The organism is Nonomuraea sp. NPDC026600 (genome assembly GCF_040638335.1).
Taxonomy (GTDB): Bacteria; Actinomycetota; Actinomycetes; order Streptosporangiales; family Streptosporangiaceae; genus Nonomuraea.
The window spans coordinates 37,629-51,312 of sequence record NZ_JBEZYD010000051.1; the positions used below are offsets into that span (position 1 = coordinate 37,629).

12 protein-coding genes are annotated in these 13,684 nt (G+C 72.7%); 1 reads left to right on the forward strand and 11 read right to left on the reverse strand.

What is annotated here, in order from left to right:
• Positions 1 to 3 precede the first annotated feature (3 nt).
• The 8 genes from AB0F17_RS58970 to AB0F17_RS59005 all read right to left on the reverse strand — a co-directional run bounded on the left by AB0F17_RS58970 (position 4) and on the right by AB0F17_RS59005 (position 9,508).
• Positions 4 to 1,518 (reverse strand): MFS transporter, encoded by a 1,515-nt coding sequence (locus AB0F17_RS58970; RefSeq protein WP_358043872.1) that lies wholly within the window; start codon positions 1,516 to 1,518, stop codon positions 4 to 6.
• Between the two features lie 34 nt (positions 1,519 to 1,552).
• A complete protein-coding gene (locus AB0F17_RS58975) occupies positions 1,553 to 4,363 on the reverse strand; it encodes a BTAD domain-containing putative transcriptional regulator (protein WP_358043875.1) in 2,811 nt (936 codons plus the stop codon).
• 61 nt (positions 4,364 to 4,424) lie between these two features.
• Positions 4,425 to 5,177, reverse strand: a complete 753-nt coding sequence (locus AB0F17_RS58980) for an isocitrate lyase/phosphoenolpyruvate mutase family protein (protein WP_358043878.1) — start codon at positions 5,175 to 5,177, stop codon at positions 4,425 to 4,427.
• Positions 5,174 to 6,004, reverse strand: a complete 831-nt coding sequence (locus AB0F17_RS58985; RefSeq protein WP_358043881.1) for a cytochrome P450 — start codon at positions 6,002 to 6,004, stop codon at positions 5,174 to 5,176. Before AB0F17_RS58985 ends, AB0F17_RS58980 begins: the two co-directional genes overlap by 4 nt.
• Before the next feature lie 51 nt (positions 6,005 to 6,055).
• Positions 6,056 to 6,754, reverse strand: coding sequence for a DUF998 domain-containing protein (locus AB0F17_RS58990; protein ID WP_358043884.1), 699 nt, complete (start codon positions 6,752 to 6,754; stop codon positions 6,056 to 6,058).
• Entirely contained in the window at positions 6,751 to 7,962 is a 1,212-nt protein-coding gene (locus AB0F17_RS58995; protein WP_358043887.1) for a glycosyltransferase, read from the reverse strand. The genes AB0F17_RS58990 and AB0F17_RS58995 overlap by 4 nt, the downstream gene beginning before the upstream one ends.
• Positions 7,963 to 8,050: 88 nt before the next feature.
• Positions 8,051 to 8,854 (reverse strand): DMT family transporter, encoded by an 804-nt coding sequence (locus AB0F17_RS59000; protein WP_358043890.1) that lies wholly within the window; start codon positions 8,852 to 8,854, stop codon positions 8,051 to 8,053.
• 36 nt (positions 8,855 to 8,890) lie between these two features.
• A complete protein-coding gene (locus tag AB0F17_RS59005; RefSeq protein WP_358043893.1) occupies positions 8,891 to 9,508 on the reverse strand; it encodes a DedA family protein in 618 nt (205 codons plus the stop codon).
• Between the two features lie 436 nt (positions 9,509 to 9,944).
• Between AB0F17_RS59005 and AB0F17_RS59010 the strand changes: the two genes are divergently transcribed.
• Positions 9,945 to 10,922 (forward strand): hypothetical protein, encoded by a 978-nt coding sequence (locus AB0F17_RS59010; RefSeq protein WP_358043896.1) that lies wholly within the window; start codon positions 9,945 to 9,947, stop codon positions 10,920 to 10,922.
• Here the strand turns inward: AB0F17_RS59010 and AB0F17_RS59015 are convergent.
• The 3 genes from AB0F17_RS59015 to AB0F17_RS59025 form a co-directional block, all read right to left on the reverse strand.
• Positions 10,830 to 11,459, reverse strand: a complete 630-nt coding sequence (locus AB0F17_RS59015) for a VC0807 family protein (protein WP_358043899.1) — start codon at positions 11,457 to 11,459, stop codon at positions 10,830 to 10,832. The genes AB0F17_RS59010 and AB0F17_RS59015 overlap by 93 nt on opposite strands.
• A gap of 261 nt (positions 11,460 to 11,720) precedes the next feature.
• The gene (gene leuE, locus AB0F17_RS59020; RefSeq protein ID WP_358043902.1) at positions 11,721 to 12,392 is read right to left on the reverse strand and encodes a leucine efflux protein LeuE; all 672 of its coding nucleotides are present in this window, start codon (positions 12,390 to 12,392) and stop codon (positions 11,721 to 11,723) included.
• A gap of 46 nt (positions 12,393 to 12,438) precedes the next feature.
• Complete coding sequence (locus AB0F17_RS59025) at positions 12,439 to 13,644, reverse strand: serine hydrolase domain-containing protein (protein ID WP_358043905.1); 1,206 nt, start codon at positions 13,642 to 13,644, stop codon at positions 12,439 to 12,441.
• Positions 13,645 to 13,684: the final 40 nt, after the last annotated feature.

Genomic DNA, 13,684 nt, shown 5'->3' on the forward strand with positions numbered 1-13,684 from the left:
GGATCAGTGGACCGGGGTCAGCCGCTCCTCGGGGATGACCTTGGGCACGCCCCGCAGCCCCACCAGCGCGAGCGCCGCCACCACGGCCAGGATCGCCGAGGTGGAGAGCGCCGTGATGTGCACGGCCCCGACGAACGCGACCCTGGCCGCCTCGATGACCTGCCCGGCCAGTGCCGGGGGCAGGGTCTCGGCCGTGCGCAGCGCGCCCGCGATCGACTCCCTGGCGGCCTCGCCGGGCACTCCGGCGGGCAGGCGGAGGCCGGCGCTGTAGGAGCTGTTCAGCACGGTGCCCAGGATGGCGATGCCCAGTGCCCCGCCCAGCTCGAACGCCGTCTCCGACACCGCGGCCGCCGCCCCGGCCCGTGCCCTGGGCGCGGTCGCCAGCACGTTGTCGTTGTTGACGGTCAAGGTGAACCCGACACCGATCCCGCCGATCAGCTGCGGAGCGAGCAGCGCGAGGAAGCTCGTGTCGAGCCCGAGCGCGCTGTAGTACAGGAAGGAGCCCGCGGTCATCGCCAGGCCGAGCGCCACGACGCCGTTCCTGCCCAGGGGCCCGATGAGCCGGGCCGCCAGGATGCCGCCGACCGCGCCGCCGAGCCCGCCCGGCAGGGTGGCCAGCCCGGCCTGCAGCGGCGTCCAGCCGAGCACGAGCTGGAAGTACCAGGCGAGGATCAGCGACATGGCCGTCATCGCGAAGATCGCCAGCATGTTGGTGCCGATCGACGCGCTGAACGCCCGGTTCCCGAACAGCCGCATGTCGATCAGCGGCTGCGCCAGCCCGGTCTGCCGCCGGACGAACAGCCCCAGGCACGCGATGCCCAGCACCGCCGCCACCGGCACGCCGGCGTGCTCGAACCCCTGGTGCGCCGCCTCCTTGATCGCATAGATGGCCGTCACGATGCCGATGAAGGAGAGCACCACGCTCGGCAGGTCGATGCGGCCGGCGTCGGGGTTGCGCGACTCCGGCAGTACGAGCCGGCCGGCGACCAGCACCAGCGCCATGATCGGCACGTTGATCAGGAAGACCGAGCCCCACCAGAAGTGGTCGAGCAGCAGCCCGCCGATGACCGGGCCCACGGCGAACCCGACGGCGCTCATCCCGCTCCAGATGCCGACGGCGGCGGTCCGCTCGCCGGGATCGGTGAAGACGTTACGGATGATCGACAGCGTGGACGGCATGATCGTCGCCGCGGCCACCCCGAGCAGCGCCCTGGCCGCGATGAGCAGTTCCGGGCTCGGCGCGTACGCGGTCAGCACCGAGGCCGCGCCGAACGCGGCGGCACCGATGAGCAGCAGGCGCTTGCGGCCGATGCGGTCGCCGAGGTTGCCCATGGTGATGAGCAGGCCCGCGAGCGCGAAGCCGTACATGTCGCCGATCCACAGCAGCTGCGTGGCGTTGGCGCCGAGATCGCCGACCAGCCTGGGCAGGGCCAGGTGCAGGACCGTCATGTCGAGCGAGAGAAGGAGGGTGGCCAGGCACGCGACGGCCAGGCAGGACCATTTGCTCTTCATCTGCATGGGGCCAGGATGATCAGGGGCGCTGACCGGCCGCCTACCGCCCGCTGACGATCTCCGCCAGGCCGGTCAGCCCGGCCCGGATGCGGGTGCGGACCTCCTCCGAGCTGTACCAGTCGCCGGAGCACTCGGCCAGGGCCTGCTCCATGAGCGCGCGGGCCTCGCCGAGGTCGCCGCGGAGCACCGCCAGCTCGCCCAGCCCGACGTGCGCCTTGGCCAGCGTGTCGCCCGAGCCGATGCGCCGGGCCAGCTCGGCGGCCCGCAGATAGCCGGCCCGCGCCCCGTCGAGGTCGCCCAGCCGGGCCACGGAGTCCGCGCTCAGGCACAGGCACTCGGCCATGTCGGCCACCGAGCCCAGCTCCTGAGACGTCCGCAGGCCCTGGTCGGCCAGTGCCCGGGAGGCCGGGTAATCACCCTGCTCGTAGGCCAGCTCGGCGAGCCCGCTCAGCGCCAGCGTGGTGCCCCAGCGCTCGCCGACCGCCCGGAAATCGGCCAGCGACCGCTCGAACTCGACCTTGGCCTCGCCGCCCCGGCCCATGATCTGCAGCATGAAGGCGACACCACAGTGCATCAGCGCCTGCGACCAGCGCGGCAGGGCGCCGGCGTACTGGGCCATCAGCTTCCGGACGCCTTCGTAGTCGTCCGGCGGGCCGGTGAACATCGGCAGCATCATCGTCAGGAACTCCAGCCGCGTCGACAGGAATTCGGCCGGCAGCAGGCGGCGGAGCGTCTTCAGCCGGGCGCGCAGGTCGTCGCCGGGCCGCCTGCCCCAGGCCGCGACCAGCACGCACAGCGCGTACTCCTCCCGGAGACCCGCGGGCGGGGTCTGTCCCATGTCGGCGAGCAGCCCGTCGGCCAGGTCCGCGCTGCTGCCCCGGTGGCCGCGCATCCACCAGTAGCAGGCGGAGTAGGCGAGGATCCGCAGGCCCAGCGCCGCCCGGCCGGTCTCGGCCGACCAGCGTACGGCGGCGGCCAGGTTGCCGCTCTCCTCGTCGAGGCGCGACAGCCACTCCAACTGCTCGGCCGTGCGCAGGTGGCCGTCGGCCTCGACGGCCAGCGCCAGGTAGCGGCCGGCGTGCGCCTCGCGCGTCGCATCGGTCTCGCCCGACCCCGCGAGCTGCTCGGCGCAGAACGCCCGGATCGTCTCCAGCATCCGGTAGCGGCCGTCGACGACCTCGACCAGCGACTTCTCCGCCAGCGAGAACAGCACCTCCTCCGGCAGCCCGCACACCCGCTCCGCCGACTCGGGCGTGGCGCCGCCCACGAACACCGTCAGCCGCCTGGCCATCCGCTGCTCGCGCTCGTCCAGCAGGTCCCAGCTCCACGCCACGACCGCGCGGAGCGTCTGGTGCCTGGGCAGGGCCGTACGGCTGCCGCGGGCCAGCAGCCGGAACCGGTCGTCGAGCCGCGCCGCCACGTCGCCGACCGACATCGTGCGCAGCCGCGCGGCCGCCAGCTCGATCGCGAGCGGCAGCCCGTCGAGCGCCCGGCAGATGCAGGCCACCTGGGCCAGGCTCGTCTCGTCGACCGGCTGCCGGACCGCGGCCGCCCGGTCGGCGAACAGCCGGACGGCGGGGTAGTCGAGCGGGTTCGCGGCGTCGGGCGGCGGCAGCCGCAGCGGCGCGACGGGCAGGATGGACTCGCCGGTGATGCCCAGGGCCTCGCGGCTGGTCGCCAGCACGCGCAGCGCGGGGCAGGAGGCCAGCAGCAGGTCGGCCAGCTCGGCCACGGCGGCGATGAGATGCTCGCAGTTGTCGAGGACCAGCAGCAGTCTGCGGTCGGCGAGCGCGGCGAGCAGGTGGGCGACGGGATCGATGGCCGGCGGCCGGTCGTGGCCGGACAGCCGGGTGTCGCGGATGTCGAGCGCCGCCAGCACCGCCTTCGGCACGTCGGCGGGTTCGGTGACGGGCGCGAGCTGCACGAAGCACACGTCGCCGGCGGTCTGCTCGGCCGCCTCCAGCGCGAGCCGGGTCTTGCCCGCCCCGCCGGGACCGATGAGCGTGACCAGCCTGGCCGCCGTGAGCTGGGCGCCGACCTGGCGGAGCTCTTCGGTCCTGCCGACGAAGCTGGTGAGCTGGGCGCGCAGGCCCTGCCTGCTGACGGGCGCCGCGGTGGCCGCCAGCGACGGGTCGGCCCTGAGCACGGCCAGGTGCGCCGCGGCCAGCTCGGTTCCCGGCTCGACGCCCAGCTCCTCGTCGAGGATGCGCCGGGCGTCGTCGTAGGCGGTCAGCGCCTCGGCCTGGCGGCCGCCGCCGTACAGGGCCCGCATGAGCTGCGCCCGCATCCGCTCGCGCAGCGGGTGGGCGGCCGTCAGCCGCCGCAGCTCGGCGACCAGCTCGCGGTGGGCGCCCAGCTCCAGGTCGGCCTGGACGCGGTCCTCGACGGCGGCCAGGCGCAGCTCCTCCAGCCCGGCGGCGGCCGCCTCAGCGTGCGGGGCGTCGGCGAGCGGCGGGCCCTGCCACAGCGCCAGCGCCTCACGCAGCAGCGGCGCCGCCCGGCGGGGATCGCCGGCGTCCAGAGCCTGCCGGCCCGCGCCGACCAGCCGCTCGAACCGGTGCGCGTCGACGTCCTGCGGGTCGGCCGCCAGCCGGTAGCCCGCCGGGTGGAACTCCACCTGATCCCTGCCCAGCGCCCTGCGCAGCCTCGACACCTGCGCCTGGAGCGCGTTGGCCACGCCCTCGGGCGGCTCCGGGCCGTACAGGCCGGCGGTCAGCCGCTCCGCGCCGACGACCCGGCCCGCGTCGAGCGCCAGCAGCGTGAGCAGCCCCCGCACCCGGGGGCCGCCGAGCACGATCGGCTCGCCGTCCTCGCCCAGCACTCGGGCCGGGCCAAGGATCTCGAAGCGCATGCCTCGATTATCGCGGCCCCGGCGGCCCCGGCGGCCTCGCGACGGCCTCCGCGTGCGTCGGCTATCGCGGCCCCGGCAGCATCGCGGCGATCTCCGCGTACGTCGGCGCCGGGGGCGCGGTCCTTCCCTGTACGGCCAGGAGGCTCGACAGCGCCCCGTGCAGCGAGGCCCGGTACAGCAGCGACCCGGTGCTCACCCTGGCGACGCCCGCCGCGGCGAGCTGGGCCAGCGTGGGCCCGTCAGGCAGGTACAGCACGTTGACCGGCAGCGGCGTGCTCGCCACCACCTCGGCGATCTCCCCAAGGTCGCGCAGACCGGGGACGAAGATGCCGTCGGCGTGCCCGTAGGCGCTTACCCGCTCCCGCGTGTCGCCCGTCTTCAGCCAGTGCGTGTCGGTCCTGGCGTTGACGAACACGCCGTGACCCTTGGCCGCCTCGATGATCCGCTGGTGCAGTCCGATCGGCCGCAGCGTGCCGTCGGGCCGGCCGTCCTCCAGGTTGACGCCCGCGACTCCCAGCGTCGCGAGCGCCGCGACCAGGTCGGACACCCGCGCGGGGTCGTCGCTGAAGCCGCCCTCGATGTCGACGGTGACCAGGACGCCGAGGTCCCGGAGCAGCTCGGCCAGCTCGATCGTCTCCGCCATGGTGGCGCCCGCGGCGTCCGGCTTGCCGTGTACGGCGGACACGCCGAGGCTGGTGGTGCCGATCGCCGGGAAGCCGTGCGCGGCCAGCACGGCGGCGGACCCGTAGTCCCAGGCGTTGGGCAGCAGCAGCGGGTCGCCCGGCCGGTGCAGGTCGCGGAATCGGCTGCTCATCGGGCATCCTCCGGTCGCAGGACCGCAGTCAGCACGCCGGCCGCGAGGGCGAGCGCGTGGGCGGAGGCGGGGCAGGGGCGCACACCCGAGCCGAACGTCAGGTGGGGTGCCGGACCGCGCGAGACGTCGAACCGCTCGGGCTGGGGGAACACGGCCGGGTCGCGGTTGGCGGCCACCAGGTCGATGGTGACCTCGTCGCCCGTCTGCCGGTCGAGCCTGCGGCTGGCCTTGAGCGGCGGATCGTGGCGGAGCGTCTCCCGCAGCAGGCCGTCGATGTCCACGCGGGACTCGGCGCGCTGGGGGGCTGCGGCGTCCTTGGGCTCGCCGCCAGGTTCGGCGTGGGCGAGCGCGTTCGTGATGAGGCCCGCTGTAGCCGCGTGGGCCTGCAGGAGGATGGTGATACGGGGGATCGGGTCGCCTTCGCCGGACAGGAGCTCGACCAGGTCGGCCACCGCGGCGTCGGCCTCGGGCTCCTCCTCGCCTGACAGGTAGCCCGCGGCGGCGGCGGTCACCGCCCCCACCAGCCGCTTCTCGTCGGTGATCCCGAGCGCGGCGCCGAGCACCGCCGTCGGGACGTCCGGCCAGTCGCCGCCCCGCTCCAGCGTCGCCGCCGTGGCGGCCTGTCTCAGCGCGGCCGGGTCGAGCGCGGCGAGCCGTTCGGTGACCAGGCGGCGCCGCTCCGCGTGGACCTCGCCGGTGCTGAACCGGGACACCTGGGCGCGGAGCCAGGAGAGCGTCCCGGCCGGCGCGTCCTGACGCACCGGAGGCGGGACGTACCTGGTGTCCGACAGCACCGCGACGGCTTCGGCATGGCGTGTGATGAGCATGGACCCACGCTAGGCGCGAAACCCTTCGACGCCCGGCGAAGTGTCGGCGCGTCAGGCCGCAAGGCGTTCGGGGCTCTCGGCCTGGGCGGGCACCACCGGGCGGACCGCGGAACGCCGGTCCACGACGGTCATGGCCATGCACACGACGAGCGCGATCTCGGCCAGCACCACGCCGCGCTCCAGCAGCCCGTAGTAGGAGGCGCCGCCGATCAGCGGCGAGGTGAAGGAGGCCGGGTGCGCGGCCAGGTAGGCGGCCAGCGCCACGGCCGAGGTCACGCTGAGCGCCTTGACCCGGTTCCACTTCGGCAGGGCCACGCGGCCCCTGGCCAGGATCCAGCCGGCCACGGGCAGGGTGGTGAAGACGACGGCCGAGGACCAGCGGTGGATCTCGCCCGCCAGTGTGCCGATCGCGGCGTTGCCCGGATCGGTGGGGAAGACCGCGCTCAGCATCAGCCCGGCCGAGCCGGCCAGCAGCAGCACCCGGGTGGCCGCGCTGCGGGCGGGCTCGCGGGCCGCCAGGCCGTACGCGAGGGACACGCAGGCCCAGGCCAGGGCGAGCATGCCGATCAGCACGGGTGGCATCCCGCCGGGGACCAGCGCGTAGTCGCTCAGCAGCGGCTGGCCGGGCAAGGCCACCTGCGCGTAGCAGAGCGCGGCGGCGGCGGTCACCGCGCCGGCCAGCGCGCTCACCACCGGGACCGTCACCGGCGCCGGCTCCATGCCGCTATCGGGGAGTTCCGTCCGGGTCATCGCGTCACCTCGTCATAGATCTTCTCGAAGCGGGCCAGGGAGGTCTGGTGGTCGTGCGTGAGGGCGAGGTCGCGGCTCGCCTTGCCCAGGCGGGCGCACAGGTCCTCGTCGGTGAGGATGGAGGTCATGTGGCGGGCCAGCGACATGACGTCGCCCGGCTCGAACAGGTAGCCGTTGCCGTTCACCAGGTGCGGCAGCGCCATGGCGTTGGCCGCGACCACGGGCAGCCCGCTGGCCATGGCCTCCAGGGTCGCGATGCTCTGCAGCTCGGCGACGCCCGGCATGGCGAACAGGTCGGCCGCGGCGAAGGCCTGCGGCATGTTCTCGTCGGGCACGAAGCCGAGGAAGAACACCCGGTCGCCGACCCCGATGCGGTTGGCCAGCCGCTCCAGCTCCGGCCGCTGGTTGCCCCGCCCGACGAACGCGATCTGCGCCTCGGTGTCGTTGAGCACGTACGGCAGCGCGCGTACGAGCTCGTCGAGGCGCTTCTCCTCGTCCAGGCGGCCGACGAACAGGGCGGTGGGCCGGTCGGGCAGGTCGAACAGCTTGCGGGCCCAGGCCTTGGGCTCGGCGTGCGGGTGGAAGCGGGTCAGGTCGATGCCACAGGACACCGATTCAACCTCGCGGGCGAAGCCCTGGTCGGCCAGCAGTTGGGCGGCCAGCGGGGTGGGCGTGGTGATGTGGTCCGCGCGGTTGAAGACGCGGCTGAAGTCGCGCCAGGCCAGCTCCCCGGCCTTCCGCCTGAGCCGGTCGGGGATGTGGCCGAACTGGAAGAGGTTGTCGGGCATGAAGTGGTTGGTGGCCACGATGGGCACCCGGCGGCGGCGGGCGGCGGCGATGGCGGCCCGGCCGACGACGAAGTGGCCCTGGGTGTGCAGCACGTCGGGTTCGATGGCGGTCAGCAGCCAGTCCAGCCGGGTGGGGACGGTGACGCGCATGCTGGGGTGGACCAGGAGCGGCGCGGAGCGCAGCCGGTGCACCACCACGTCGTCGACCACCTCGGCCGTGGCCGGGCCCTGGTCCGACTGGCAGACGACGTGCACCTCGTTGCCGCGCGCGGCCAGGCCGGTGGCCAGGCGATAGGTGAAGACGGCGGCCCCGTTGACGTCGGGCGGGTAGGTGTCGGTGGAGATCAGGATGCGGCGCGGGCGCCTGGGGACGGGTGCGAGTTCGGTGGGGTCGGGTGCGGTGCGCAGGGGCATGGCCATGACAGGGGACTCCAGTCGAAAGTGTGGACGCCGACCGGCTGGGGAAGGCCGGGGCGGGGGTCGGGTAGGGGATCCGGCGGCGGGCAGGTCACTGGCGCGCCTCCAGTGGGCTGGTGCGGGCCAGAGCGAGGGTCCCCACCGCGGTCAGCGCCGCTGCCGCGATCGGGACCAGCCCGCTGGGCAGCGGCTCGCCCAGCAGCAGCGCGCCGAAGGCGACCGCGGTGAGCGGGTCCGCGACCTGCAGCGAGGCGAAGGAGACGCCGAAGTGGCCGACGGCGTAGGCCCGCTGGAGCATCATCAGCGCCAGCAGCGCGGGCACCGGCAGCGCCAGCAGGTACCACCAGTTCCAGGAGCCGTCGACCAGCGCCCGCATGAGCGTGGCCGTGGCGCCGTACAGCACGCCCGCACTGGTGGCCAGCAGCGCCGCCCGGCCCGCCGGAGAGGCGATCTTCGAGCCCGCCCAGAGCAGCACCGACGCGACGCCGGCGACCGCCAGCAGCGTCAGCACGCCGTTCGGGCTCAGGTACGTCGGGCCTTCCGACTCGGGCACCAGCAGGACCAGGCCGATCAGCCCGGCCGCCACCACGCCCGCGGCGGACAGCTCTTTACGGGTGGGCCTGCGGCCGTGCAGCGCGGCGGCGATCGGCAGCGCGAAGAGCAGGCTGGCCACCCCCATCGGCTGTACAACGGTCAGCGGGCCCAGGCCCAGGGCGACGATGTGCAGGCCGCCGCCGAACAGGATCGACAGGCCGCCGAACAGCCAGCGCGGCCTCCGCAACAGCGTGAGCAGGGTGGGCTTGGCCGAACCGACCGCTTCGAACTGCTGAAGCGCGGCGCCGAGCGCGAAGAACAGGGAACCGACCAGGGCGATAACAGCGGCCAGGACAGTCATGCCCACTCCTCTCAAACAGATGGTTACCGGGCGAGGTCAAACAGACGTGTCCACGGGAAGGCGCTCCGGGGAAGCCTGGGTGGCGCGTCGCTTCCGCGACCACCGGACGGCCTCGACGACACCGGTGATGGACAGCGCGATGCCCAGGCCGAGCAGCAGCCCCTTGATCGGGTCGTTCTCGAACGCCATCCCGCCGAAGAAGCCGATCAGGCCGGAGTACACGGCCCACGAGGAGGCGGCGATCGCGTCGAAGAAGGTGAAGGAACGCAGCGGATGGCGTACGGCGCCCATGGTCAGCGTGGTCGCGGTGCGCCCGCCGGGGATGTAGCGAGCGACCACGAGGACCATCCCGCCGCGCTCGGCCAGCGCGTTCGCGGCCCACACGAACGCCTTGCGGTCGCGCAGCCGGCCGCCGGACTTCTTGCCGATGAAGTAGGAGACGTGGTCACCCGCGAAGGCGCCCAGCGCGGACACCACGATCACCAGCGCCAGATTCGTCTGCCCGGACGCGGCGAACACCGCGGCGGTGATCACCGAGGTCTCCGCCGGGACGACCGGGAAGAACCCGTCGAGCAGCGCCAGCGCGAACAGCGCCAGGTACAGCCAAGGCGACGACATCATCTGCTGGACCAGGTCCAGAATGGCGTGCGACATTGCGTGTACTCCGATCGTTGGGGCGCCCTCACAGCGTGTCCTGCGAGGTGCCGTGGGACATCGGGGATCACCCCGGTCGAACGCGGGCCCCACCCCGAAAGGGGTCAGGGCCCGCTCCCTTTGAAGCTAGAAACTCCGCAGGTCACGGCACATCGGTCGATCGGCACGCATGACCCCCGACTTTCGTCGGGGGCGGTCAGCTGACCTCCGGACGACTCTCTTCGATCAAAGCGGGCTGACCCTGCCAGCGCAGGAGTGCGTGTAGGCGGCTTTGAGGTGGGGTTAGCACTACCGGGAGGGGTTTAGCTCGCACCACCCTGGCTTCGTTGTCAGGGTTCTCCCTTACCTCCGTCTGGCGCGCGGTTCCCCCGCACGGGTGAGGCGGATCCCCTCGTGGCGGGAGGGATGGCGGAGCCCGGAGGCGCACGGTTGGCACATGACTCCGCAGCAGGCCGGAATCGGCCGCATCACGGCGGCGATCGTGGCGATGGCCGCCATGCTCCCGTACCTCACCCTGAAGATCTTCTGGCTGACCGGCCATCCGGTGGGCGTCTCCGACCCGGCGTTCATGAACGACCCGGCGATGGTCGGGCTGAACGCGATGACGTTCGGCATGGACGCGGTCGCGCTGCTCCTGGCGCTGGCGTTCACCACGCGGCAGGGCATGCGGCTGCCCGCGTGGCTGGTGCTGCTGCCTCTGTGGCTCGGCGCCGGCCTGTTGTCCGTGGTGATCGTCACGGTGCCGGCCGGCGTCCTGCTGGTGGGCGGGTCGGTCTTCTCGACGGACGGGCCCATCGCGCCCTGGGTCTACATGACGGTCTACGGCGGGTTCATCGGGCAGGGCGTGGGGCTGATGGTGGCCTTCGTCCTGTACGCCAGGGATCGATGGCCGGCCGTCTTCTCCACCACGCTCGGGTCCGGTCAGGCGAGCCCGACCGGGCCGTTCCAGACCGTCGTCGCCCGAGGGGCGCTGCTGGTGTCGGCGGTGCTCGGCGGGACCCGGCTGTACTGGGCGGCCGGCAACCCCGCGCCGGTCCAGGCGCTGCAGGACGGCTTCAAGGGCCTGCTCGCGCTCGGGGCGGGGGTCGCGCTGGTCCTGCTCGTCAGGGGCCGGGGCGCCGGGCCGTTCTGGCCGCCGCTGGTGGTGGGCTGGCTCGGCACGGGCGTCATGTTCGGCTGGGGGCTCTACGCGATGATCCTCACGGTCACCGGCGGGCCGCTCGGTGCGAGGATGACCGGCGTGGTGGGGCTGGTGGAGCTGTTCGGCACGCTGACCGGGCTGGTGATGGCGATGTGCGGGGCGTTCCTGCTGACCGAACGGTCAGGCGTGGGCCACGTGCAACCGGCGCAGGACCCGCTTGAAGGCGAAGATCGAGAAGACGATCGCGAGACCGCTGATCACGGCCACCGCTGACGTGCGGAGCAGCATGAACGCGCTGAGCGACTCGTGCAGCGCGAGCCAGATGCTCACCGTGGAGTTGGCCATCAGCACGAACGCCCACAGCAGCGTGATCCTGGCGAAGAACCGGCGGACCCGCTCGTGCTTGAGCACCGCCGACGGCAGGTGGATGTAGTCGAGCGTGAGCTTCTGCACGAGCGGCTTGTTGAGCCGCACCGAGGCCAGGAAGGCCATGCTGATGCAGAGCGTGCCCAGCTCCGGCTGGATGAAGTAGACGACCCAGCTCCCGGTCCAGAAGCCCACGGCGGCCCGCGCGGTGATCGCGATCGCGGCCAGGATCATCGTGGCGGGCACCCGGATGCCTCTGATCAGCCGCCAGGCGACCCCGAGGTAGACCCAGGACACGGCCGCGGCCAGCGCCCCGTTGAGCCCCAGCACGGCCAGGGCGGCGTAGAAGACGGCGAGCGGTGCGACCACGCCTTCGAGCAGCCGGGGAACCGCCTGGCGCAGCAGAGCCGTCAGACGCGGCAGGGTTACGGGAGGGTGATTCAAGGCTGCTCCGCAAATTGGCCGACGATCAGCGAACTACCCGGGCTTCGGGAGACCAGGCTGCCCAGATGGGCCAGTCGAGGTTACGACTTGGTTACTCCAGGCTTGCCGGTGGCTTACCGTACCCGACGGCGTGGTATGCCACTGCCTCTTTTGACACGTTCCATGGATTTGTGCCTGTCCGAGTAGCTGCGACGCGGGTGGCGCGCCGCCGCCACCCGTCACTCAACCAAAGGGTGCTTGCGCGTCACCGTCGAGGTGGTTTCAGCTGAGCGACGTGGTGGCCAACTTGGCGCCGAAGCCCAGGAACAGGGCGCCGACACCCGAGGTCAGGCCCGCGCTCAGCTTCCTGCGGGCGCGGAACTGGCCGGCCAGGAAGGTGCCACCGAAAATGAGCCCGGTGAGGTAGAGCAGGCTGAAGATCTGGATGATCGTGCCCAGGATGAGGAACGACAGGACGGGCGTGCCGTAGCCCGGATCCACGAACTGGATGAAGAACGAGACGAAGAAGAGAATCGCCTTGGGATTGAGCAGGCTGATCGCCAGCGCCTTGCGGAACGGGTTCGGCAGGCGGCCCGGGGCGGCGGCCTCGGGCTCGGCGGCGGCGACGGGCTCGGCGGTGTCGGGCCGGGCGCGCCAGCCTCGCCAGGCGCCGCGCAGCATCTGGAAGCCGATCCACGCCAGGTAGCCGGCGCCCGCGTACTTGACGATGGTGAACAGCACCGGGCTGGAGCGCAGCAGCGACGCCGCGCCCGCGGCCGCGAGCGCCATCAGGACCGTGTCGCCGACGAAGACGCCCGCCGCGGCCCGGTAGCCGTGCCGCACCCCGTGCTGGGCCGCCGAACTCAGGACGTACAGGGAGTTCGGGCCCGGCAACAGGATGATGAGGAAGGCGCCGATGATGTAGGTCGACAGATCCGTGATACCGAAGAACATGCGGCTGGCTCCTGAAAGCGTGATGACATGTCACGGTACCGCGTGATTAATCCCTTGGCGCGTACCAAATCCCTCCATGGGCTTGCCGGTAGCCCAGCGACTGGTAGGTGGCATCCGTCAGGGCCTGGCCGCGTGGGTTGACGCCGAGTCCGATGCCCTGCTTGTTCATCGTGTAGCCGAAGGCCAGCCGGGCCGCCGGGTCGCAGAAGCCGAGCGAGCCGCCCATGCCCGCGTGTCCGAACGCGGTCGCGGACAGCAGCGCGCCCTCGCTGTCGGCGGGCGGCAGGTACCGGTTGTCGGCCGCCTTCATGAACCCGGTCGAGAACCTGGTCGGCACGGCCAGCACCGCGTCGGTCCCCGCCGAGGCGGTCAGTCCCATGACGGCCACCTGCTCCTCGGACACCAGCTCGCCGCCCCCGAGGGAGAGCGGCCGGTACATGCCGGCCAGGCCCCTGGCATTCGTCACCGCGCCGACGGCGCCGAACTCCGCCGCGTGCGCCTCGCGGCTGTCCGACTCGCCGGGCGTCGTCATGTAGCCGCCCTGGTTGGCCAGCAGCAGCGCCGGAATGGAGCCGGGGTCGGTGAACGCCTTGACGTAGAACGTGGGCGGCTCCGGCGGCGGGTCGGCGGGGATCGTGGGCGCGACCCGGCCTTCATGCTCCTCGGGCAGGCCCAGCCAGAAGTCCAGGCCGAGCGGCTCGGCCACCTCCTCGCGGAAGAACGTGCCGAGTGAGCGCCCGCTCACCCTGCGGACGACCTCGCCGACCAGGTAGCCGAACGTCAGCGCGTGATAGCCGTGCCTGGTGCCCGGCTCCCAGAACGGCTGCTCGCCGGCCAGCCGGTCGGCCATCAGCTTCCAGTCGTAGAACGCGCCGTCCGGCAGCGGCTCGCGCAGCGCCGGAACCCCCGCCTGGTGCGAGAGCAGGTGCCTGACCAGCGTCGGACCCTTGCCGTGCGCGCCGTACTCGGGCCAGTAGCGGGTGACGGGGGCGTCGAGATCCAGCTCGCCGCGCCCGCTCAGCAGGTGCGCGCAGAGCGCCGTGGCGCCCTTCGTGCAGGACCAGACATGGCCGATCGTGTCGTGCAGCCAGGGGACGCCGGGAGCGGCCTCACCGCCCCAGAGGTCGACGACGACCTCGCCGTCGAGAACCACGCACACCGAAGCGCCGACCTCGCCGCGCAGCGCGAGGTTGCGGTCGAACTCCTCCGCGACCAGCGAGAACCGGGGGTCGCACGTCCCTTGTACGGTCATTGTCCGAATCCATCATGAAAGGCGGACGGTGTAAACGGCT